The 22,892-nt window shown below is 52.1% G+C and carries 22 protein-coding genes; 15 read left to right on the top strand and 7 right to left on the bottom strand.

Going from position 1 to position 22,892, the window contains the following annotated elements; translation table 11 throughout:
• Window positions 1-37: 37 nt before the first annotated feature.
• Window positions 38-3,430: a hypothetical protein gene (locus DHN43_RS12470; RefSeq protein ID WP_108818800.1), complete on the top strand. Its 3,393-nt coding sequence runs from the start codon at window positions 38-40 to the stop codon at window positions 3,428-3,430.
• Window positions 3,431-3,463: 33 nt separating this feature from the next.
• Here DHN43_RS12470 and DHN43_RS12465 read toward each other — a convergent pair whose 3' ends face one another.
• The gene (locus tag DHN43_RS12465) at window positions 3,464-4,555 is read right to left on the bottom strand and encodes a glycosyltransferase family 2 protein (protein ID WP_108818799.1); all 1,092 of its coding nucleotides are present in this window, start codon (window positions 4,553-4,555) and stop codon (window positions 3,464-3,466) included.
• A 262-nt stretch (window positions 4,556-4,817) separates the two neighbouring features.
• On the opposite strand from DHN43_RS12465, the gene DHN43_RS12460 reads away from it, so the two are divergent.
• Window positions 4,818-6,032, top strand: coding sequence for a serine hydrolase (locus DHN43_RS12460; protein WP_108818798.1), 1,215 nt, complete (start codon window positions 4,818-4,820; stop codon window positions 6,030-6,032).
• Here DHN43_RS12460 and DHN43_RS12455 read toward each other — a convergent pair.
• From DHN43_RS12455 to DHN43_RS12440, 4 genes are all read right to left on the bottom strand, one after another.
• Window positions 6,027-6,410: a VOC family protein gene (locus tag DHN43_RS12455; RefSeq protein ID WP_057462329.1), complete on the bottom strand. Its 384-nt coding sequence runs from the start codon at window positions 6,408-6,410 to the stop codon at window positions 6,027-6,029. The genes DHN43_RS12460 and DHN43_RS12455 overlap by 6 nt on opposite strands.
• 158 nt (window positions 6,411-6,568) lie before the next feature.
• Window positions 6,569-6,934 carry a VOC family protein gene (locus DHN43_RS12450; protein WP_108818797.1) on the bottom strand — a complete coding sequence of 122 codons (366 nt, stop codon included), beginning with the start codon at window positions 6,932-6,934 and terminating at the stop codon, window positions 6,569-6,571.
• Between the two features lie 58 nt (window positions 6,935-6,992).
• A complete protein-coding gene (locus DHN43_RS12445; RefSeq protein ID WP_108818796.1) occupies window positions 6,993-7,778 on the bottom strand; it encodes an enoyl-CoA hydratase-related protein in 786 nt (261 codons plus the stop codon).
• A gap of 86 nt (window positions 7,779-7,864) precedes the next feature.
• Entirely contained in the window at window positions 7,865-8,710 is an 846-nt protein-coding gene (locus DHN43_RS12440) for a LysR family transcriptional regulator (RefSeq protein WP_108818795.1), read from the bottom strand.
• A gap of 97 nt (window positions 8,711-8,807) precedes the next feature.
• Here DHN43_RS12440 and DHN43_RS12435 point away from each other — a divergent pair, with 97 nt between their 5' ends.
• The 3 genes from DHN43_RS12435 (at window position 8,808) to DHN43_RS12425 (ending at window position 11,742) form a co-directional block, all read left to right on the top strand.
• Window positions 8,808-9,725 carry an MBL fold metallo-hydrolase gene (locus tag DHN43_RS12435; protein WP_208995326.1) on the top strand — a complete coding sequence of 306 codons (918 nt, stop codon included), beginning with the start codon at window positions 8,808-8,810 and terminating at the stop codon, window positions 9,723-9,725.
• Between the two features lie 204 nt (window positions 9,726-9,929).
• Window positions 9,930-10,772 (top strand): transporter substrate-binding domain-containing protein, encoded by an 843-nt coding sequence (locus tag DHN43_RS12430; RefSeq protein WP_108818793.1) that lies wholly within the window; start codon window positions 9,930-9,932, stop codon window positions 10,770-10,772.
• A 13-nt stretch (window positions 10,773-10,785) separates the two neighbouring features.
• Entirely contained in the window at window positions 10,786-11,742 is a 957-nt protein-coding gene (locus DHN43_RS12425; protein WP_108818792.1) for an amino acid ABC transporter permease, read from the top strand.
• A 20-nt stretch (window positions 11,743-11,762) separates the two neighbouring features.
• Here DHN43_RS12425 and DHN43_RS12420 read toward each other — a convergent pair whose 3' ends face one another.
• Both DHN43_RS12420 and DHN43_RS12415 read right to left on the bottom strand, forming a co-directional pair.
• Window positions 11,763-12,428 (bottom strand): hypothetical protein, encoded by a 666-nt coding sequence (locus tag DHN43_RS12420; RefSeq protein WP_108818791.1) that lies wholly within the window; start codon window positions 12,426-12,428, stop codon window positions 11,763-11,765.
• A 25-nt stretch (window positions 12,429-12,453) separates the two neighbouring features.
• Entirely contained in the window at window positions 12,454-14,034 is a 1,581-nt protein-coding gene (locus DHN43_RS12415) for a multicopper oxidase family protein (protein WP_063304716.1), read from the bottom strand.
• A 493-nt stretch (window positions 14,035-14,527) separates the two neighbouring features.
• Here DHN43_RS12415 and DHN43_RS12410 point away from each other — a divergent pair, with 493 nt between their 5' ends.
• Genes DHN43_RS12410 through DHN43_RS12365 form a run of 10 tightly spaced genes read left to right on the top strand, consistent with a single transcriptional unit; the run spans window position 14,528 to window position 22,831 of the window.
• Window positions 14,528-14,791 carry a hypothetical protein gene (locus DHN43_RS12410; protein ID WP_159096837.1) on the top strand — a complete coding sequence of 88 codons (264 nt, stop codon included), beginning with the start codon at window positions 14,528-14,530 and terminating at the stop codon, window positions 14,789-14,791.
• Window positions 14,792-14,801: 10 nt separating this feature from the next.
• Window positions 14,802-15,605, top strand: a complete 804-nt coding sequence (gene cobA, locus DHN43_RS12405) for a uroporphyrinogen-III C-methyltransferase (RefSeq protein ID WP_057463311.1) — start codon at window positions 14,802-14,804, stop codon at window positions 15,603-15,605.
• Window positions 15,598-15,969 carry a c-type cytochrome gene (locus DHN43_RS12400; RefSeq protein WP_108818789.1) on the top strand — a complete coding sequence of 124 codons (372 nt, stop codon included), beginning with the start codon at window positions 15,598-15,600 and terminating at the stop codon, window positions 15,967-15,969. Before cobA ends, DHN43_RS12400 begins: the two co-directional genes overlap by 8 nt.
• The gene (locus DHN43_RS12395) at window positions 15,966-17,147 is read left to right on the top strand and encodes a cytochrome D1 domain-containing protein (RefSeq protein WP_108818788.1); all 1,182 of its coding nucleotides are present in this window, start codon (window positions 15,966-15,968) and stop codon (window positions 17,145-17,147) included. Before DHN43_RS12400 ends, DHN43_RS12395 begins: the two co-directional genes overlap by 4 nt.
• A 55-nt stretch (window positions 17,148-17,202) precedes the next feature.
• A complete protein-coding gene (gene ahbB, locus DHN43_RS12390) occupies window positions 17,203-18,201 on the top strand; it encodes a siroheme decarboxylase subunit beta (RefSeq protein ID WP_108818787.1) in 999 nt (332 codons plus the stop codon).
• The gene (locus tag DHN43_RS12385) at window positions 18,198-18,686 is read left to right on the top strand and encodes an AsnC family transcriptional regulator (protein ID WP_108818786.1); all 489 of its coding nucleotides are present in this window, start codon (window positions 18,198-18,200) and stop codon (window positions 18,684-18,686) included. The genes ahbB (DHN43_RS12390) and DHN43_RS12385 overlap by 4 nt, the downstream gene beginning before the upstream one ends.
• The gene (ahbB, locus tag DHN43_RS12380; protein ID WP_108818785.1) at window positions 18,683-19,258 is read left to right on the top strand and encodes a siroheme decarboxylase subunit beta; all 576 of its coding nucleotides are present in this window, start codon (window positions 18,683-18,685) and stop codon (window positions 19,256-19,258) included. Before DHN43_RS12385 ends, ahbB (DHN43_RS12380) begins: the two co-directional genes overlap by 4 nt.
• Complete coding sequence (gene nirJ / locus DHN43_RS12375; protein ID WP_108818784.1) at window positions 19,194-20,408, top strand: heme d1 biosynthesis radical SAM protein NirJ; 1,215 nt, start codon at window positions 19,194-19,196, stop codon at window positions 20,406-20,408. Before ahbB (DHN43_RS12380) ends, nirJ begins: the two co-directional genes overlap by 65 nt.
• Window positions 20,383-21,984, top strand: coding sequence for a nitrite reductase (locus tag DHN43_RS12370; protein ID WP_244272095.1), 1,602 nt, complete (start codon window positions 20,383-20,385; stop codon window positions 21,982-21,984). The genes nirJ and DHN43_RS12370 overlap by 26 nt, the downstream gene beginning before the upstream one ends.
• Window positions 21,941-22,831, top strand: a complete 891-nt coding sequence (locus DHN43_RS12365; protein ID WP_082831168.1) for a CbiX/SirB N-terminal domain-containing protein — start codon at window positions 21,941-21,943, stop codon at window positions 22,829-22,831. Before DHN43_RS12370 ends, DHN43_RS12365 begins: the two co-directional genes overlap by 44 nt.
• Window positions 22,832-22,892: the final 61 nt, after the last annotated feature.

The raw sequence follows: 22,892 nt of genomic DNA, 5'->3' as shown, positions 1-22,892 counted from the left end.
CCGCATTAACTTATTTTAGTGCGCCAAGAGGTCCGTTATGGCTGGTTCCGATATCCCTTCCGGTTCAAATGAAACTGCTGGTACTCCAAAACAGTCCAGTCAGGTTGATGCATGGGCGAATGCTATGCTCAAAATTTGCAGTATTGATCCTTCTGAGGCCGATACTGTTTCCTCCTATGGAGATGAAGTGCCCGAGGCGCTTGAGGTATCGCTTGATACCGCGGAAGGCATTCAGAATGCAGTAGCGCAGTCCTATGTAGAATTCGGAAGTCTTACGGAAAAGGCCCATCTGATCATCGACAAGGAACAGCGCAAAATCTTCGATAATTTTGAGCAGAAAACCGATGATTACCTGAATGAAGCTGAACGTGCTGCTGAAGGGGAAGACATCGATGTGGCAAATGATTTCCTTGATAATGCAAAGCTCAGCATGAAGGGCATGAGCGAGGCACTTGATCGTGGTGTTTCAACTGCTCTCAAACTGGACGGCTACGTGCAGGAAGTCACTGCTCTACTCAAGGAAGCAGGGACCTATTACAAACAGCGTAACAAGATCCCTTACGAAGAACAGCTTTCTGACCTTTTAAGCTACCAGACCATGGTGGAAACACTGGGGCAGGAAGCAAAGTTGCTCGTCTCGGAAAACCGTATTGCTGATGCTAAAACAGCCATCGAGCAGATGAAAGCCGCTATCGGCAACATGCCGAAGTGCTTTGAAACGCCAAAGAATGCCAAGACTGCGAAGAAAGCCACTGCGGATGATGTGGAATTCGGTCTGGTTTCCAAGGGCGCGCATGCGATGGAGGATGTTGAGTTCCTTGATGATGTGTTTGGTGAAGAGATCGCACTTGCTGAACGACAGGATGCGATTTTTGCCCTGCACCAAAAGGTGGAAGAAGAGCACAAACAGGATCAGACAGGTTGGTCTAAAAAGTCTGTGACAGAATTTGAAGATGCCTATCAAGTCGCGAAAAATGCTCTGGATGGCGGGCATAAAATGGCGACAGATCTCTGGCTTGACTCAGACGTCAAAAAAGCCCTACCCAAGATTGATAGTTTGGTTGAAACTGGCCGAACCATGCACATGCGCATGAAGAAAATCAGCTTGGCGGCGCAAGGGCACAATGATGCGGAAACCGCCGAAATTATTTCAGCAGATCAGGAAACTGCGGGCGACGTCTTCGAGAACCGTCTGGCACGCCTGAGAGAAGACCTGAACAGTTTGAAAACTGGCATCAACACAAGCAATGCCAATTGGCGTCCGATTTGTCAGCACGTGAATGGACCTGAATTCGAGACGATCTATCAGGGAGCGCTGGCAAGTTATGAGGATGGCATGGCTTGTGCTCAGGAGGATATGGAAGATAAAGAAGCGCATTGCGAACAACTTCAGCAATACGTTTCCTCTGCCAAATCTTATTTAGTACAGATGCAGCAACTCTTTGCCAAAGCTCAGGAAATCCGTAAGAACGATATTACCGGCATTGATATCAAGGCAAAAGAAGCGACTGCGAGATTGCAGAATCTGGTGAAGCGTCGGCCTGAGATTCAGGCTTGGAGCGTTGATCTTGGAGCCTTCGATCAAGCCCGTACGCTCGCCGCAAAGGCGCTTGAAGCGCTCAATGTGGCCATGGCTGATAACAGCACGGCTGTAAGTGTTGCTGCGTTGAACGCGTTCAACAGCCAAATTGCTGATATGCAGGAAGCGTTTGATGTCGCAACCGCTGAAATTGAACGGACCAGCGCGGACATGAAGTTCCGTCTCAAGAACGTGAAAAGTGTGTTTGCCAATCTTGCGGCCCGCAAAGAAGAGCTGAAGAAAAAGCCCAAGGAGTTTGCAGAGTTCTATAAGGCAAATAACGACGCCTTCACACTGATCACCCAGGATCAGGTTGTTCTGTCCAACCGTGATAAGAAGGGGGTCGACGATCTGCTGGCAGGTGTCGAAGTCGCTCTTGGCAAAATGCGGGTCTTACTTGGTATGCCGGATGCTGGAGAAGGTGGCGTCCAGACTGATGCCTCTGGCCGTAGAGATGAGTTGCTTCAGGCCGTGCGAGACAGGTTTGGCCAACTGAAGCAGGTTGAAAAGTGGGCCAGAGAGAACCCTGAGGTCGAAGGCCACTATGCGGATATCGCAGACGCTCATGCCGATGCTCAGGAGCAAGCAGACACCTTTAAGGTCGGTCTCATCGAGCTTGGCAATATGGATCCAAAAGTGGTTGAAAACGCCTTGCGTGCTATCGATCAGGATCTGGATGATATGGACAACATCTTCCAGGCAGCCAGAGAGCAGATGGAGCAGTTGAACGGGGCTGAGGCGATTGAAGGCGAACTCAACGCGAAATCTGACCTTCTGGAACGCATCAAAGCGCATAATCCTCGTATTACCAAATATGAAGACAAAACAGGTCTGTTCCAGGACTTGGGTGAAAAGGATTTCTACAAAGGCATCATCGCCAATCTCAGAGACTGTCTGCTAACTGCCTCTGATTTCTATTTTCAGGATGAAGAGGCCAAGGGTGAAGCGGAACTGGAGAAGGTTGAGGTCTACTATGACAGCCTTGAAGAAGCACTCAAGCAAGCTGCTGCAACCCGAAAGGAAGTTGCAGGTTTTGAGCATATTCTCGACATGGCAAGCCAGTCACTTGCTGATTTGAATGCAAAAGAAGAGAACCTGAAAACCCGACCACAGCGCAATGCCTTTGTTGTGAATAGCGCTGAAGTGAAGAAGTTCATGGCGGATGTTTCCAAACATATCGGCCAGCAGGATATCAAGCCAATTCGCGAAATTATTCCAGCGCTTGAAGCTGCAGTTCAGAAGATGGAAGAAGAGTTCCCAAAATCCAGAGGCGAGAAGTTGAAAGCCGCTTTGGGGAAGAAAAAGAAGGGAACCTTCGAAGACGAGTTGATTGCTATGCAGCAGCGGCAAGCAGCGGCTGAAGCAGAAAGAGCGGCTGAAGAAGAACGCCGCGCAAACTCTGATGAACATCTGAGCGCAGAAGAAAAACAAGCCAAGGCCAATAAGAAAGAAATCTGGGAAATGGAGCAGATTGTCTTCAAAGCTTGTGAGTTGATGGTGGGGCTGGATAAAAAGTTTGAAGCAGCGCAAAAAGAGTTGAGCCCAAAAGAGAATGCGGCTCGCAGTTCACGAGAGAAGCAAAAGCTGGCGAAAGAAAGAGCGCCGCTGACCCAATACTACACCAATAGAGAAGCCTTTAAGGCGCTCATTGTAGAGATTGGCGAGCTGCACCGTAACCTGAAGCTCGAGGAAGCCTGGAAGCTCATTCCTAAGATCAAGGCAGCCGCTTTGAAGATGGAAGAAGAGTATCCAAAAACACGATCTGAAAAAGCAAAAGCCGCACTCGGTAAAAAGAAGAAGAAAGACTTCTTCGGTGATGATGTGGAACCTAAGAGTGGCAAGAAGAAGTAGTCAGGCAGGTCTCAAAGAGGAGGCGTAGTGAGACTATGCCTCTTCCTCCAGTCGCTTTCGTAGGGCGTATTTGACGAGTTTGTTGGGTTTGGAGAGCAGGGACTTGAGGTGCCTGCTCTTTGAGATTTCGCGCTGGAGTTTGTAAAGAACCTCTGCACTTTCAGTGTCTTCAATCCGCATGGCCTGATCAAACAGAAGCCCGAAGGCCTGGCCCAGGGCTTTTTTGTTGAACTTTTCCTTATTGTTGAGCAGGAAGGCTTTGACCTGATCGATATCCATTGAGTTCAATGATTTGCGATCCACAAAGGCTTTTTTGTTGCAGTAATAATCCTGCCGTGCGGAGATGAGGCGTTCGCGCACCAGCCGTTCATCAACGGCTTCCAGATCAAACTCATCTGCCATCTGGTCCACCGGATCACGGTGCCCGGCGCGGCGTTGCTGCACGCTGATTTCTGCAAGGCGGGTGATGTAAAAATGCTTCCAGAACCTGTTGGTCAAATCACGCTTATCCGGAAACCCGCGATAGGCAACAAGCCTCTCTGGTAAGTTGGCAAAGGAGTACCTGTCCTGCGCGCGTAACCAGAGGTCATAATCCTGACAGATCGTGAAGATCTCGCGATAGCCTCCAAGGTCCACAAGTGCGCGGCGTCGCATCATCATGGAGGGGTGAACGAAGGTGTTCTGGCCGCGATCCAATTGCGCTTTAATCTCGAAATCATCCTCTGGGAACTCAAAGGCCCCCATGACCCTGTCATGATCGTTGATATGATCTGCGAAGGTGCCGAGAAACGAAATGTCCGGGTTTTCTTTAAGGAATTCAATCTGCTTGGCAAACCGCTCTGGTCTGCACAGATCATCGCCATCCATACGGGCGATGTAAACACCGCTGGCCTGTGAGATGCCAAAGTTGAGGGCGCCAGCCATGCCGAAATGGGGGGAATGCAACAGCTTGAACCGGTCATCAACAGAGGCGATGTCTGCACACACGTCTTCCGATCCATCAGAAGAGTGATCGTTGATCATGAGCACTTCGAAGTGAGGGAAGCTCTGGTACTTTATGCTCTGCAATGCAGGCAGCAGATATTTGCCGCAATTGTGAACCGGAAGAACGACACTGATCTCCACAATACCAACCTCATAGAGTGCTCGGGAATCTTCGAAAGGGCATGCGGGCCAAACCTAACAGCTTCCGCACCCGGTTTATTCCGGCAGATCTGGTTGGTTATAGACCGAGGTATGAATTGTTCTGAGGTGGCTAAGCATCAACCTCTCACTTCGCCCAACTGTGGCTTATTGCAGAAGAGGGAAGACAGGCTTTGCCAATCTCACAGGCTCACTTTAAGAGAAGAGAGACGATTCCAGCTGGTTTGACCTGAGGCGATTTGAAATGCGCACCCTGAAAGAGATGTTTCTTGATCCAATCCTGAGCCTAAAGGATGCGTTGGAGAACCTCTCTCCCGCCAAGCGGATCACGCCAGAGATGATTGCGCTGCGCAACACGTCTGATATGGACCTGCTGTTTCTACTCTGGAATGGCAACGGCGATGACCTTTCCATGTTCTCGACCGGCTTCCTTTCTCTGGTTGGAGAACAGGGGCTGAGGCGGTCTTTGGAGGATGCACTTGCCGCTTACGGAGCAGCGCAAGAAATCAGCAAAAAAACGCAAAAAAACGCATTTCTCGTCAAAACAACGCACTTTAAGATCGTCGTCTTGTTGGAGCGGGAAAGATCCGGCAAAATCAAAGGCTTATTTATTAAGCCCGCGCTGTATCAGGTCGAAAACCTTGATGAGTGCCTGTCTCTGATGCAAGAGATCGTTGGAACGTCCAGCCTTCTCATTCGCAAAGATGGTGTAGAATTTTTCAGCAAAAATGCAGATCAACCCTTGGCGATTGGCCCAGCTTACAAGCTGTTTGTGATGCAGGAACTGGTGCGCCGTGTGAAAAGCGGTGAGCTGAAGTGGAACCAGAAGGTTCGACTGGAAAAAGACTTGGAATCCCATCCAGTTAGCAGTCTTTACGCTAAAATGAGCGGCGGATTGGTGACCCTACAGGTGGTTGCACAGCATATGATGGCGGCCTCTGACAATTCCGCTGCTGATGTTGTTCTCAACCTCATCGGCACTAAGCCACTGGAAACGCGGGAAGAACGGACGCCGTTCCTGACATCTCGTCAGTTTTATCAACTCAAGGCGGATCGTGATCTTGCCGAGAAATATGGTCAGGCGGGTGTTGCTAAGCGCCGGAAAATTCTGGAGAAAATCGAGGAACGTTCACTGCCCGTGATTGAGGATGTGGCCGACCCATATCTCAGCGGAGTGGAATGGTATGCAAGCGCGGAAGAACTCTGCGATGTGATCGGCGAAATAGCAGATGACAAGGCGATGCAGTTCAACCCTGGCCTGGCGGAAAAGACCGACTGGCAACGCATTGCTTTCAAAGCTGGAAGCGAGATCGGTGTTCTTAATTTTACCTATGATCTCAAAGGTTTGAATGGGACGCATTGGCAGGTTGCGGTGACGTGGAACCACGAGGATATTCTGCCGGAGGGCAAGTTGCTCGGCCTCACCAACGCGTTGTTGCAGGAGCTGAAAAAGCTATAGTTTGTGCTGCACCATGTCCTCGGGCTGCATCAGTTCAACGCGGTTGCCGAAGGGGTCATGGGTGGTTCTTCTCAGGAAACCAATGAAGGTCGGGTCCTCCGAAACCTCATAGCCCGCATCCCGCAGGTGCTCTGTGAGCTTCATGATATCATCCACCACGAAGGCCGGATGCCCCACCTTGTTGGCGACAAACGGGTCTTGAACGCTCAGGTGCAGATTGACAGAACCTACTGAAAACCAACCACCTTGTTGGTGCCGCGCTATCTCAGGCCGCTCAATTTCTTCAAAACCCAACAGGTCCACGTAAAACTCGCGGGCGAGCTTATCCCCGTCAGGCGCGATGGGAAGGTTGATGTGTTGCAAACCGAGAATGGTCATCTGCCGAGGCTCCTGTGCCGAGGTGAGCTTGCTTGATTAACTCACCCTCTAACACACACAGGATATCGTGAGGTTTTCGAAAACTCGAAGATTTTCTGTTTATTTATCAATGTCTAAAGCAGAAATTTGAATTCTATTCTGGCGTGCAGCGCCAGCAGTCAGGCCGTCTTCTGCATCAACTCGATGCGGTTGCCAAACGGGTCTTCGGTGAACTTGCGGATATAGCCCGGCAATGGCTTGTCGTCCTTCAACACAGCGCCTGCTGCGGCCAGACGATCAACCGTTTCCTGAAGGCTATCAAACAAAAAGGCGGGATGGGCTTTCTTGTTTGGGGTGAACGGATCTTCCACGCCAACATGCAGGTTAACGCTGCTTGCGGTGAACCATGCTCCGCCACGGCCTTGTAAAGACGCAGGTTTTTCGACTTCGGTAAAACCGAGCAGCCCGATGAAGAAAGCGCGGGCCGCCTCTTCCTGCCCTGCTGGCATGGTCATCTGGACGTGATCAAGTGCAATAATGCCCATATGTATCCTCAATTATGATTTTGGGAGGCGCCGCAACCACACGAGAAGAATACGGGCGCTATTTGAAAACAGGTGAGCGTTTTTCAAGAAACGCGTTCAGGCCCTCGGTATGGTTTTCCGAATTTCCAGCCCGACGCTGCATCTCCGCTTCCCGCACAAGCTGGTCTTCCAACGTGCTATCAGCTGATGCATGAATGAGGTGTTTGGTCATGGCATACGCCGATGTTGGGCCTTTTGCAAGATTAGTTGCAATATCTAGTACCTCACCCTGAAGTTGGTCATCTTCAATGGCTTCCCAGATCAGGCCCCAATCTGCTGCGCGGTCCGCAGTCAGCGGCATACCAGTCAGCATCAACCCCTTGGCACGCACCTCGCCCACCATCCGCGGCAAGTGAAAGGATGCACCAGCACCCGGGACAAGTCCTAACTTGCTGAAAGCGTGTATGAATTTAGCGCTCTTGGCGGCAAAAACCATGTCGCAGGCAAAGGCGAGACCAGCCCCGGCACCCGTTGCAACGCCGTTCACAGCGCACAAAACCGGCTTTTCCATCTGTCGGATTGCATGAATAATCGGGCTGTAGTGTTGTGTAAGAACATCACCCAAATCCGGCTTTTCGCCAGTGCTATCGGGCAGGATGTCGTTGAGGTCCTGTCCGGTGCAAAAGGCGCGGCCTGAACCGGTGAGGATAACCGTGCGCACCTCAGAGCTGGTGTGGGCTTCGTTCAACGCGGAGAGCAGATCCTGACGCATCTCTGGTGAGAGGGCATTGAGTTTGTCTGGGCGGTTGAGCGTTATTCTCAAAACACCACCAAGCTGTTCTTTTAAAAGGGTATCCTGCGCCATACTCTCTCGTCCCATGCAATCACAGTCACTAAAATCTGCGGGGATACTACCGAATTGCTCAGCCTACGCCCATAAGCCATTTGGTCTTACCGGCGGGCCTTTGCGCACTCTATGATGTGTTGGATAAAAGCCCGTGTGCGTTTCGGTCTGTGCTTTCGGGCTGGGGTTACAATGTAAAGCGGCACCTCAGGAATCTGCAGCGTGGTTTTTAGGTGATGTAACCGGCCTTGTTCCACGTCATGCTCACAAAGAGAAATCGGCAACACAACAACGTAATCCGTTGATAATGCGAGTTGTTTGGTCAAACGGAAGTTGGTGGTCTCTATCGTATGAGTGGAGGTTGTACCCACCGAGAACTCAGCTAGAAAGCCTCCCGGATCTCGGAGAGCAAAGGAGGCAATGTTGTCTTCTGTGATGAGTTTGTGCGGTTTGCGAGAGAATAGTCCAACAGGGTCATAAGTGTAGCGCTGCGCGATCAGGGTTTCGTCTCCTGGATGCCGCGCGCGGATGGCAAGATCGAAGTGATCTGCCACGAGATCCACCGGACTGTCGCTCATATCAACGTAAAATAAGACCTTGGGATGTAGTGTGCCAAAGCTGGTCAGCAGCGCTTCCAGCGTTTCTGCCGGATAATCTGTGGGGACGGAAAGGCGAATGTTTCCAGAGAGTTCGTCTTTCTCTAGCAGGTCACTTTCAGCTTGTAAAAGCGCCTCCAAAGCTGGCTCGCACTGCTGCAAAAACCGTTCCCCCTCCAGCGTCAAAGAAACCCGCCGTGTGGTGCGGTGAAGCAATTGCACGCCGAGCCGTTCCTCCAACGCTTGCACGCGAGCTGTGACCGTTGAACGGGGAATACTCAGTTGCTCTGCGGCCTCAGTGAAGGAGTTCAGGCGAGCGACGTCAACGAAGGTTTGCAACTGGATGATGTTCGTCATTATGCAACTATATCGTTTAATGATGATAGTATTATCTGAATACTCCAGCCGCTCAGAGTTTGCTAGCCCTATGCTCCATATAGAGATAGGTGACAAGATGGACAGACGGAAATTTCTTGGTTTGAGTGGAACAACAGCACTGGTTTCTGCCGTTGGTTTGCCCGTACTGGCGCATGCCACAGTGAATGACTCGCCAGAGGAAACGCTGCAGATACAGTGGCTTGGCGGCGCTACAATGCTCATCAGTTTTGATGGAGTGACGTTCCTCACAGATCCAGCCTTTGGCGTTGGGAAGCAGGCAATTGTGATGCCGAACCCGAATGAGATGTTTGATCTCGCCAAGGGACCCAACATCAAACCGCAGCCAAGATTTGGGGCGTTACCTGCGTTTGATCTTGGAGCGGTGACTGCAACACTGATCAGTCATTCCCATCCAGACCATTTTGATGCAGCAGCAGAAGCGAAAATCGCTTCTGACATGGCGATGATCACGACAGAGCACGACAAACAAGTGCTTGTAAAGAAGGGCTTTTCCAATATCACCGCTCTGCCATGGGGCGAGCAAATGGTGTTCCCGACTAAGTCTGGTCAGATCACCATCACGGCAGTTCCCGCTGAGCATTCTGAGAATGCGGAGATCCTGAAGATCCTCGGACCGGGCAATGGGTACTTCTTTGAGTTCGTGGCCGGTGATTATCGCAGGACCATGTACTGGACTGGCGATACCTTCCCGGTAGATAATGTGATGGCCAAAGTCCAAGCCCTTGGTGCCATTGATGTTCTTGTGCCACATGTTGGCGGGGTGGGTGTGACGGGCGCTCTTGGGAAGATTAGCATGGATGCCGCAGATGTGGTGGAGATGGTGGATCGCCTGAAGCCGAAACGTGTCCTGCCCATTCATCATTCCACGTTTGGGCTGTTCCTTGAACCGGTCTGGAAACTGGTGCAGGCGATGGAGAGGCATGAAGCTGGTCTTGATGTCATCGCAGAAGGCAGCACGGTTCAATACCAATAGATGAAGATGTATGTGCGATGAATATTATGAGTCATCGCGCATACTATCTAATAAATGGGCAATCAGAAGAATAAATAGATTAGCCTTATAGATTTCACTCAATGAAACTGAAATGTATTCATATATGAATAAATGAGAATCTCTTGTTTACCTTGGTTCTGTTGCCTAGGATCACCCGGATAATATTATTATTTGGAGGGGTAAATGAATATTATTAAATCAATCGCGAGTATTGGCTCGGTTGTCAGCGTGTCTTTGCTGGCCTTATCTCAACCCGCATTTTCCGGTGAAGTGATGGACCGCGTCATGGAGAGCAAGGTGATCCGCGTCGCCACCAACTCCGGATATCCGCCAGCTTCATTCCTGAATGCTAATGGTGTGTTTGAAGGTTATGACATTGATGTTTCAAAAGAAGTCGCCAAACGTATGGGCGCAAAGGCAGAGTTCCTGAACCCGGCTTGGGAGGCCATTACATCCGGCAAGTGGGGCGGGCGCTGGGAGATGTCCATCGGCTCCATGACGCCTACACCCGCTCGTGCGAAAGTGCTCGATTTTCCAGCGGTTTACTATTACACGCCTGCTGCGTTTTACGTGCACAAGGACTCGTCTTATGAAACGGTTTCGGAGCTGAACGGCAAGCGCATCGGGGCCAGCACTGGTTCAACCTTCGAGTACTATCTTCAGCACGAGTTGGAGCTGGACGCTGCTTATTCTCCTGCGTTCGAGTTCGCCGTGACACCGGGTGAGGTCCGCACCTATGAGGCTGACAGCAACGTTTTGGATGACCTGCGTTTGGGAGATGGCAAGCGTCTGGATGCTGGCATCACTTCGGTCCCAACCATTCTGGAAGCGATCAAGGCCAACTATCCGATCCGTATTCTGGGAGAAGCGGTGTTCTTTGAGCCTTTGGCCGTTGTGACGTCTCGTGATGACCCTGAGTTTTCCAAGAAAATCGGTGAAATCATTGAGGAAATGCGGGCTGATGGCACTTTGGTTGAGCTTTCACAAAAGTGGTTCGGGGCTGACCTTGTAACCACGACGCACTAGTGCGGTTGGTCCTATGACACTGCTCGTGAACCTGTTTAGCCATGCGCCCTCTCGGCGCCTGGTTTTCTTCGCGGTACTGGCGGCGTTGCTCATGGCGTTTGATCTGAGCAGCGTTGGGCAATACCTGACGACCCTTCTGAACCTTGATGTGGCTCCTGATACCGCTTCCGTGCTGGCCGCATTCGCGATTTCTGCCGTGATCACAGCAGACGTAGTGTTCGTCTCCAAACTGCCAATGAAGGTGCAAGTGCCGATCTATTGGGCGCAGCTTCTGGCGCTGTTTTTGGGGTTTTTCTACTCGTTTGACCTGTCGTTTCCGTTCATTATCGAGCGGTTGCCGATCCTGCTTTACAAGGGGCTGTTCTACACGCTCTTTGTCTCGTTTGCGTCCATCATTTGCGCCAGCTTACTGGCATTTGTTGGGGCACTTGCCCGTCTGTCCAACTCAGGTCCAGCCTATGCGGCTTCAACGTTCTACGTTTCGTTTTTTCGCGGTACGCCGTTGTTGTTGCAGGTTTATCTGATTTATCTGGGCTTGCCGCAACTTGGCATTACGCTGGATGCAATCCCGTCAGGTATTCTGGCTTTGTCGCTCAGTTACGGCGCCTATATGACGGAGATTTTCCGAGGTGGCATACAGGCGGTTCCACGGCAACAGTCAGAAGCCGCCGCCGCTCTGGGCTTGCAGCCCTGGCAGGTCATGTGGAAGGTGGTTTTGCCTCAGGCAATCCGCATCATCATTCCGCCAACGGGCAACAATTTCATCTCTATGCTCAAGGACAGCTCGCTGGTGTCTGCCATGGGCATTATGGAACTCATGTATCTGGCACGGACGCTTGGGCGCTCCGAGTTCAAACACTTTGAAATGTTGATCAGCGCTGCGCTCATCTATTGGGCGGTGAGTTTTGTCTTTGAGATGATACAGGCACAGCTGGAGAAGCGGTATTCCGCGCCGCAAAAAGTTGGGTAAGCAAAAGGAAAGAGGGCCACTCAGGCCTTCTTTCTGTCGTGAAGCAAGTCATGACACTTGAGAGCGCAGTAATAGCCGATGGTGAAGAAGATGCTCATGGCAAGGACTTGTAGATAGAACCGGTCAAACGTGTTCCGGTGCAGTATCAGGTTGAGTGCATGGCCTACGTAAACGCCAAACATCATCATGGAAATTGCGAAGACGTGTATGAAGGTTTTTGCGCTTTTGGAAGCCGGATGCCCTTTGCAGTGATCCGCGAAAAAGCAGGTTACAATACAAGCGCCCACCATGATGAGGGTCATCCAGTTCAGATAAACAGCAGCCAGTGTCAGGCTGTTCATCTGTTGCATTGCCAGGTTCTGATCAATGGACAAATCGATCTGGTGGCCCAAAATCATACCGAACCCGCCATAAACAAACCCACTCCAGAAATACGTGAAGAGGTAGCTGGGCATACCTGCGTTTTGCAGGCTGACCATGCCTGCAAAGAATATGGCGAGAACGAAAGCAACTTCAAATACATGAAGGGTATCTGGACGCGTGATCATCGCTACCACAGCCAGCTGAAGTACGAGCATCACTCCATAACCAATGGGGTTGGTAAGCAGAAAATGGCTCAGAGAAAAGCTGCGCATTCGTTTTGGCTTCCGCTCGTTGTCAGGGCTGATGCCGTGTACCTCAGTCATGTGAACCTGATGTTGTCTCGGGCCGCTATTGGTTGTTGTTCCAGTCGTCTTTTTCTTTCAGATCTCTGACGACTTTTACGTGCTGCATCATGCCGCCATCTTCATGGTAGAGCAGGTGGCAGTGCAAAGGATACTTGCCGACGAAGTCCTTGAACCGCATGCGGAATTTGACATGCCCATGAGGTGGAACCTGAATGGTGTCCGCCCAGAACGGAAGCTCCAGCGTGTAATCCAAGGGGTCTTCGCCCTGAATCTCAAAGACATACATGGGGTTCACATGGATATGGATGGGATGCGGAAACTCGCTTTCGTTTTCCAGCGTCCATTCTTCCACGGCGTCCAGTTCAACCCAATGATTGACCACCTCACAGCCGCCAAACTGGCCGTGGTCGATGGTAACGTTCACCCCGCGGTAGTACTTGTCGGGATTGTCCAGCGTATTCGCCTGGAAGGTCAGCGTGCGTTTGTTCGTTACTTCTTCGGGGCCAATTGGTTCCAGCAGTCCACCACGCAGGCTTTCCGGGAAAGGCGGTGGAGTGGTGCGCTCAGCTGTTTCGCTCGGCATGTAGATCGCTGCCCCGATCTCCTCGCCGCGCTCCACCTCAATGGCAAAGAGTGGCGGGTTGTTGTGGTACTTATAATGCGGAATAAACTGGTATTCGACCGAGTCATTTTGCACGTAATAGAACGCACCGGGCGTGGCTGCCTCGCTGATTTTCAGCAGGATAGAGGCGCGGTTCGCCGGGGCCAGGCTGATGCCCCCTTGTCTGCGGTAGTTGTCAGTGGGGTTGCCATCATACCCGTAGATAAACATCTGCCCGAAGAACGGGCACTCGAAGTTGATCGAGGAGCGTGTGGTCGCGTTCAACAGGCGCAGATTGATCAGCTCTCCCGGTTTTACTTTGATGATCGGGCAATACTGGCTGTTGACGGTGATGTTGTATTCACTGTTGGGGAACTTGGCGACCTGCTTCTGGTCTTCCACCTTGCCCTCAGCGTTGACGGCAATGTTCTGGAACACCATGCAGTATTCCTTCACACCCATCTCTTTGAGCTGATCATCAAACGCGCCACGCACGATAATCATACCGGCCATGCCGCTGCCAACCTGCAAGGCCACGGACCCGTGCTTGTGCGGGTGATACCAGTAGACCCCCGGAGGGTGATCCGCCGGAATATCGTACTCGTAGTCATAGGCTTCGCCGGGGCGAATGGTCATGCAGACGTTATCTCCGGGCGACTCCGGCGTCACGTGCAGGCCGTGTGTGTGGATGTTGTAGTTGTTGAACCCGTAAGGGAAGTTGATGTCATCCGGCTCGGTCTGGTCCTGTTCCGGTAATTTGTTGTGTGTGTGGATCTGCAGCTTTGAACCCGGCCTGACCTCAATGGTTGGGCCGGTCAGAGTGTTTCCAGCCTCTTTGGTAAGATCGCTTGTGAAGACCCGGGTGTAGGTTGGGACGTTGTGAGGCTTTTCAAAGCTGAAAACATTGTTGGTGTCGTATTCAACATCCAGAGTAATTTCCAGATGCTTCTTTTCAGGATCCATTACGTAAGCTGGCGGATTTTTGATAGGGCTCAGGAAGGAAAAGGGCTTCGCCTCACTCATGTAGCGGTTCCTCACGTCGGCAGCACTCAAGTGCTTGTTGGTTTTGATTTCAACCTACTGAGGATGGGGGAGTGGTGGAAACGTTGCTTGGCAACGGGGTTAAGGTTCCGTTAGGTAAAAAGGTCGGTTCCAATCTGACCTTACGTTTATTCCCTAAACGCGCACTCCGTGCAGTTCTGGTCGGGCGCCAACTTGCCGTTGCCGGGAAGTAAATGCCTGAAACGGAATCTCTTTCTCCAATTTAGAACGATTATTTATTGTGGGAAGTCTACGTATTTTTTGCCTTCGCGTGACCTATGTCAATTTAGCTGGGATATCACCACATGCGGTTGCATTTCTGTGAAATTTCTACACACATCAACCCATTGAAATATATTCGAATAATAGCCTTTCATGAGGCGCTCACAATAACTTGACGATGGTCAATGTAAGAAGCTCGAGGGCAAGCTTACATAACGATGCCGGGTAAGGTTCGTTTCTATTGGAGTTTATGGTGTCGTTTAAATCAATTCTCCGTTTTTTGGCCAGTATCGCGCAGGAATGCGCAGTCAGCGCCGTGGCTGTAAGCGCTCGTAAGAAGCCAGCAGCATTTGATGACAACACTCTCAATTGTGAAAGTGCCATCAAAGACGAACCCCTGATTGCTCCTTGGGGCAAGTTCTATGTCTCTAACACCTTAAAAGACATCGGTTCGGCAACACTCCAGATCACCAGAGGGGCGCGGATTGCCCCTCTATTTTCGCCAGTTTCGATTTGAGGAATGAGTTATGAGAGGCATTGGTAAGGTCAGTCTGATTGGCGCAGGACCGGGTGATCCGGATCTCCTGACAGTGAAAGCTCTGAAGCGCATTCAGGACGCTGAAGTCGTTGTTTACGATCGTCTGGTCTCTCAGGAAATTATGGATCTGGTTCCGCCTAAGACAGCTCTTTATCCTGTCGGGAAGAAGCCGAAGAGCCATCCTATTCCTCAGGAAGAAATCAACCAGTTACTCGTTGATCTCGCCAAAGAAGGTAAGCGCGTTGTGCGCCTTAAAGGTGGGGATCCGTTTATTTTTGGCCGCGGCAGTGAAGAAGCTGCTGAACTGGTCATTGCCGGCGTCGACTATGAAGTCGTGCCAGGCATCACAGCTGCGCAAGGCTGTGCCTCAAGCCTAAACCTGCCACTCACGCATCGCGGCCTTGCAACGGGGCTAAGATACGTAACCGGGCATTGCCAGAAAGATGTACCCCTCGATCTGGATTGGGCCAGCCTTGCGGACCCTAACACCACCCTTGTGATCTACATGGGCCTTGCCGCCATCGCCGAGATTTCTACCAAGCTGGTAGAGCACGGCATGCCTGCTGATATGCCTGCTGTTGCGATATCGAAGGGCACCACATCGGAAGAGCAGAAAGTGTTCGGCACGCTTACCACAATTGGTGAGCAGGCCAAGGCAGCTAAGCTACCAGCGCCGACACTGTTCATGATTGGTGATGTTGTGGGTCTGAAAGACTCTCTGGAGCTGCCGTCCTTCTCCGGCAGTGAGGCAAAATGGGGCGATAGACCTCATCTGGAGGTTATCAATGGCTAAGACAGAGCGGAGTGCGCAAAACCCGCTGCGTTCTTTTCTGAAGGCTGGGGTGCTGGCGCTTCCGTTGCTGACTGGGGCGCCCCTTGGGGCTCTTGCCGACGAAGAGGCCCTCAAGATCATTGATCGCGAAAAACTGACAGACTTCGTGCAGCAGGACTGCGGGTCCTGCCACGGTCTGACGCTTGAGGGCGGTCTTGGAGGGCCAATCCTTCCAGAAAATCTGGAGCATATGGACTCTGATGTCATTCAGGAAGTGATCCTTGGCGGGTTGCCAGGAACGGCAATGCCACCATGGCGCGGCTTCCTCACCGAAACTGAAGCGGCCTTCATTGCGGAAGGTCTTAAAACAGGAGCATTCAAGTGAAGACGTTTTTTGCTGCCGCAGCCTTAGGTGCGGGTCTTTTATTTGCTTCTGCAGCCAGTTCTGAAGACCTGCGCGCCACGGGCGATCTGGGTCTGATTATCGAACGAGCCACAGGAACAGCCCTGATTGTCGAAAGCACAGACCGTACTGTGTTGGCTCAGGTAGAGGGTCTGGGCAACCTCTCGCACGCCTCTGTCGTTTACTCGCGAGACGAGCGCTACGCCTATGTGTTTGGCCGCGATGGTGGTTTGTCCAAAGTGGATATGCTCACTGGCAAGCTTGTTGGCCGCGTTATGCAGGCTGGTAACTCCATCGGCGGTGCTATTTCTGATGATGGCAAGCTGATTGCAGTCGCCAACTACAAACCGGGCGGCGTGAATGTATTTGACGCGGAAACTCTGGAGCTGGTCTCCGAAGTACCTGCGATTTATGACGAAGTTGGCAACCAGTCCAAAACGATTGGACTTGTGGATCTGCCCGGTCGCCGCTTTGCTTTCTCCCTTTGGGATGGTGAGCAAATATGGATTTTGGACTATTCCAAGAGCCTGAAGCCTGAGATCACCAAACTGGAAGACATCGGCGTCTTCCCATACGATGCGCTGGTTACGGGCGATGGCCGCCACTACATCGTTGGCCTGTTTGGTGAAGATGGTCTGGCCCATGTGGACCTTTGGAAAGAGCCTCTGACAGTTGAGCGCATTATGGATGGCTACGGCAAGGGGGAAGAGCCTCTTCCGGTCTACAAGATGCCCCATCTGGAAGGCTGGGCGAAAGCCAACGGCATGTACGCATTGCCAGCCATAGGTCGCCACGAAGTGCTGTTCATGGATGAGCGTGACTTCACTGAAGTCGATCGCGTGAAGGTACATGGTCAGCCGGTGTTTGCCATGGCGCGTCCTGATGGTCGTCAGATCTGGGTGAACTTTGCGCCTCCACACAACGATACCATTCAGGTGATCGATATTCTGGAACGCAAGATCATCAAAACGATGAAGCCGGGACCGGGCGTGTTGCATATGGAGTTCACTCCGCGCGGCAACGAAGTCTGGATGTCCGTTCGTGACAAGAATGAAATTCATGTCTACGACACAACGGATTTCTCCCTGAAAGAGGTTCTGCCAGCAGAAAAACCAAGCGGCATCTTCTTTACTTCACGTGCACACCAGCTGGGGCTTTAGGTCCCGGCTTTCCCAGGGCGGCACTGGCCGCCCGAGCGATTGGGGAGTTTGCGATATGAGCGCACAGCTGAGTGATATTGATCTCGTATTGGTGGACAAGTGGCAGCATAATTTTCCGCTTGTCCCTAAGCCATTCAATCTCATAGCCCGGGAAACCGGGGTGGACGCTTTAGACGCGATCAGCAGTTACGAACGGCTGGTCGCAAATGGCGTCATTTCGCGCATTGGCGCGGTACTGGCTCCAAATACAGTGAGCGCAAGTTGTCTGGCCGCGGTGTCAGCGCCTCCACACTTTGTGGAAACGGCAGCGCAGCTCATCAACGATGAGCCGGGGGTCAACCACAACTACCTGCGTGAGAATGATCTCAACATCTGGTTCGTGGTTGTTGAACGGGATCGGGCGACGTTAGAGGCCACGCTCGCCCGTATTGAGCAGAACACCAATCTGGTGGTTCATGCTTTTCGGATGGAAAAGGCTTTCCACCTGGATCTGGGGTTTTCTTTGACAGAGCAGCGGCTGGAAAAGAAGACCCCTGTACTCCCGCCGGTTGATATGTCGGTTCTGGAGCCCGGTGACATTAACCTGCTGGAAAAACTGTCTGATGGCATTCCTCTCTCGGACCGCCCGTTCCTGCGCATTGCGCTGAAGTTGGGGCGCTCGGAAACCACCGTGCTTGAACGGCTGAAGGTGCTGCAGGATGCTGGCATCATTCGCCGGTTTGGTGTGGTCGTGCGGCATCGGTCCATCGGTTACAAGGCGAATGCGATGATGGTCTGGAATGTTCGTGATGAGCATATTGATGACGTGGGAGCGATATTTTCTGCTGACCCGATGGTGAGCCTTTGCTACCAGCGCAACAGAGAGATGCCGCTTTGGCCGTACAACCTGTACACCATGACCCACGCGAACAGCCGTGAAGAGGCGCTGGAGGTCATCAACCGGCTTTCCACCACGGCCACGCAGCACGTGATGAGCAGCGACGTGCTGTTCTCCACCAAGTGCTTCAAGCAGCGTGGTGCCCGTCTGTCTCGCAGTGTTGGAGTAAGTGCATGAGCACAGATATCGCCCACCTGAATGAACCTGCCAAGGTGCATCTGGATGATCTGGACCGCAAGCTGATCAACCGCTTGCAAGATGGTTTGCCAGTTGTCTCCAAGCCGTATGCAGCAGTTGCAGAGGAACTGGGCATTGCGGAAGACTTGCTACTTGAGCGCCTGCAATGGCTGCTTAAGACGCGTATCCTCACTCGTTTCGGGCCTATGTTCGACATTGCTCAAATGGGCGGGGCGTTCTGCCTGTGTGCCATGGCTGTGCCGGAAGAGCGCTATAACGAGGTGACCGAACAGGTGAACTCGTTGGAGGAGGTGGCACACAATTATGCCCGTGATCACGAGCTGAACATGTGGTTTGTGCTTGCCACGGAAACCCCTGAAGAAATTGAGAGTTGCGGGAAACGCATTGAAGAGCTGACCGGAATCCCAGTCCGGCTGTTCCCGAAAGAACGCGAGTTTTTCATTGAGTTTAAGGTTCCAGTATGAGCACGCATAGTATCGAAGAATTCTCTGAATTTGACCGTGCTCTGGTGGCTGCGCTGCAAGAAGGTTTGCCGCTAGTTTCCGAGCCATATGCGCAGATTGCCCACCAGCTTGGCGTGAGTGAAGAACTGGTGCTGGAGCGCGTTGCTTCCATGAAAGAAAACGGTGCAATTCGTCGTATTGCGGCTGTGCCAAATCATCGCGCCCTTGGCATGCGTGCCAACGGCATGTCCGTCTGGAATATCGTTGATGAGGACGTTGAGCGCGTTGGACAAATGATGGGTTCTCTGGACTTTGTGTCCCACTGCTATCAACGCCCAAGATGGCTACCCACATGGCCGTACAATGTCTTTGCCATGGTGCATGGAAAGACTCGCGAAGAGTGTCTGACTTTAGTCAAGGAAATAGAGGCGCTCATAGGGACATCATGCAATGGAAATGATGTCCTGTTTTCGACAAAAACCCTGAAAAAAACAGGACTTAGACTTCGTCGCAGAGGGGAGAGCCCGCGTGTTTCGTCTGACCCATTATCTCAAAGCTCTAGCGGATCCGTATCCACTTCCACCAGCGCGTAAACCTGCTGGTCCGGTTGTTATCTGGAACTTGATCCGCCGTTGTAATTTGAAGTGCAAGCACTGTTATACAACCTCAGGCGATGTAGATTTTCCCGGCGAGCTTTCAACCAAGCAGGCCTATGAGGTTATTGATGACCTGAAGGGCTTCCGCGTCCCGGTCATCATCTTCTCTGGTGGTGAACCGCTGATGCGTCCGGATATGCTGGAGCTGTCGGCCCACGCCAAGCAGCTTGGCTTCTATACCGCCTTGTCCACCAACGGCACGCTTATCGACAAAGATATGGCGCGTAAGATTGGTGAGATCGGTTACGACTATGTCGGCATCTCACTGGATGGCATTGGCAAGGTGCATGATGACTTCCGCGGCATGGATGGCGCGTTTGACCTGTCCTTGCAAGCCGTGCGTTACCTGCGCGAGGAAAACGTGAAAGTTGGCCTGCGCTTTACGCTGACAGAAGAAAATGCCGATACGCTGGATGACTATCTGGACCTGTGCGCCCGCGAGAACGTGGACAAGATCTACCTGTCTCACCTTGTGTATGCAGGCCGCGGCAATAAGAACCGTGGTGAAGATGCGCACCTGAACGTGACCCGCAAAGCCATGACCCACCTGATTGAAAAGGCCTGGGAAGATGTGTTGGCTGGCAAGTCCAACGAATACGTGACCGGCAACAACGATGCGGATGGCATCTACCTGTTGCAGTGGGTGCGTGAGAACATGCCGGAAAAAGCTGGTTATCTGGAAGATATGCTGGAGCGCTGGGGTGGCAACGCCTCTGGTGTAAACATCGGCAACATCGATAACACCGGCAAAGTGCATCCGGACAGCTTCTGGTGGCACTACACAATCGGCAACGTAAAAGAGCGCAAGTTCTCGGAGATTTGGCAGGATGTATCCGATCCGGTCATGGCTGGTTTGAAGCAGACCCCGCGCCAGATCAAAGGCCGCTGCGGATCTTGCCAATACTTCAACATCTGTAATGGCAACACGCGCGTGCGCGCGCTGCAGCTAACGGGTGACCCTTGGGCGGAAGATCCATCCTGTTACCTGACGGATGAAGAGATCGGTCTTGGGGATGCAAACCACCAGCGCGTTGAAACAACACCATTCCGGGGAGCTCGTCATGAAGCCAAACACGTTTATGCCTAAACTCGCCGGAGTTTTGCTGGCAACCTGCATGTTGGCAGGCGCTGCGGAAGCACGCGGTAAAAAGCTTGAGCTCTATCCGGTCTCTGATGCCACAAAGGGCACCTATCAGGAGCTTTGTGCGGAGTGTCATGGTGGTGACCGCTTAGGCGGCATTGGCCCTGCGCTCATTCCGGAAAGCCTGAAGCGTCTGCGCGTAAGTGCTGCGACATCGACCATCAAGGATGGTCGTGTCCACACCCAGATGCCAGCTTTTGGGGATCAGCTCAACGATCAGCAGGTTGCTGATCTGGTGAATCTGGTAAAGACCCCATTGGGTGCGATGCCGGTTTGGGGTGAAAAAGAAATCAACGCGACCCGAGTGTTCAACGAGGACTACAAGCCCGTTGAAAAGCCGGTTTATGAATCCGATCCGCTGAACCTGTTTGTGGTCGTGGAGACTGGTGATCACTACGCCACCGTCATGGATGGCGATACGTTTGAACCGCTCACCCGCTTCAAAACCCAGTTTGCACTGCATGGCGGCCCTAAGTTTACACCGGACGGACACTACGTGTTCTTCATGTCCCGTGATGGCTGGATCACCAAGTACGATATGTGGGCGCTGAAAGTGGTTGGCGAAGTGCGCGGCGGCATCAATGCCCGCAACATCGCGCTTTCCCGCGATGGCAAGCACATCGCACTGGCAAACTACCTGCCGCATTCTCTGGTGATGTTGTCTGCTGAGGACCTCACCGTTGAGAAGATCTTTGATGCAGAGTCTTTGGGCGGCGAAACCACACGTGTTTCTGCTGTTTATCAAGCACCAGAACGTGACAGCTTCGTTGTTGCCATGAAGGATGTGCCTGAAGTCTGGGAAGTAGCGACCAATCCAAAGGCAGAGCCTGAGTTTGATGCCTATGTTGATGCTGAAAACTACGGCAAGGATGGTGCGAAACCAACATCCGAAGGGTTGTTCGCCCTGCGCCGTATTCAGGTTGATGCACCGATGGACGATTTCTTCTTCGACCAGTCCTACAAACACCTGATGGGCTCGTCTCGTGACGGGAAGAGCGGTGTTGTGGTGGACATGGATGAAGGCGCGACCATTGCCAAAATCGATCTGCCCGGCTTCCCGCATCTAGGCTCCGGCATCAGCTGGGAGTGGCAGGGCAAGCCAGTGATGGTGACGCCGCACCTGAGCGAGAGCAAGATTTCTGTGATCGACATGTCCAACTGGTCCGTCTTGAAGACACTTGATACGGCGGGTCCGGGCTTCTTCATGCGATCTCACGAAAATTCCAAGTACGCTTGGGCGGATGTGTTCTTTGGTCCAAACAAGGACCAGATGTACGTGATCGATAAAGAAACGCTTGAGATCGTAAAGACGCTGAAACCGCTGCCGGGTAAAACCGCTGCTCATATCGAGTTTGACCGCGATGGTAGCCACGCCATTCTCTCTATCTGGGAAAATGACGGCATGATCATCATTTACGATGCGAAAACGCTTGAAGAAGTGAAGCGCATTCCAATGAGTAAGCCATCTGGAAAGTACAATGTCTGGAACAAGATCACCTTCTCCGCTGGTACGAGCCACTAGCGATCTGGCACTTGTTCTTGCTGCTCATGGAGATCTGGGCGGCAAGGGCGCCGACAATACACCAGGCCACGTTCGCCTGAAAAATGCTCTGGCGCCCTTACTGCCCGAACTGGATGTGGTGAGTGGGGTGATGAAAGGAACCCCGCCGCTACAGGAAGTAGTCGAAAGCCTCCCGCACGAGCGCGTGCTTGTGCTTCCTCTCCTCTTAAGTAACGGCTACTTCTGCAAAACAGTCCTGCCTCGCCGATTGGGGCTGGACCCAAACCTGCAACAACAGAAAGAAGGTGCATGGCAAAATCTGAACCGAGACGGGCAGTATATCAAGCTGTTACCCCCGCTTGGTGTATTGCCCTTCCTACCTGATCTGGTTTCACAGAGTATTCAAAGTACTCTGGCGCCAAACAGCAAAAGCACGTTGTTAAAGCCGGAACTCGACCGGGAAGTGCTGATCGTTGCCCATGGCTCGACAGTCGGACCGGAATCACGGCTTTGCGCGCTTCAACTCAAAGAGCATCTGGAAAATCGTTACGATTACAAGCAACTTCGCGTGGCATTCCTCTCCGAGGAACCCTTTGTCGAAAAGGCTGTCCTGACACTTTCCGAAGATGCAATCGTTGTTCCGCTGTTTGCTAGTGGAGGCTTACACGGCCAGGAAGATATCTCCAAAATTATGGAGAGCGCTCCTGCGGGATGTAAACTTGCACCGGTAATTGGCTGTGAGCATGCTCTTGCGCAGCACTTGGTCAGCTATCTGCAAGAAATTAGCTTAACTCGTGGCTTCGCCAACCAAAGAGTTTCAGTGCTACGAGATTTGCCCACACAGCCTACAAGGGCTGCTCTGAGATAATTCTGATTTTTGAGTGAGAAGTTCAGGCACTTTAATCACCTGAACTCCGTCTCAGGTTTCG

The sequence above is a fragment of the Pseudovibrio sp. Alg231-02 genome, assembly GCF_900143565.1.
GTDB lineage: Bacteria > Pseudomonadota > Alphaproteobacteria > Rhizobiales > Stappiaceae > Pseudovibrio.
The sequence above is the reverse complement of the archived record's forward strand: the minus strand, read 5'-3'. Positions and strand labels throughout refer to the sequence as shown.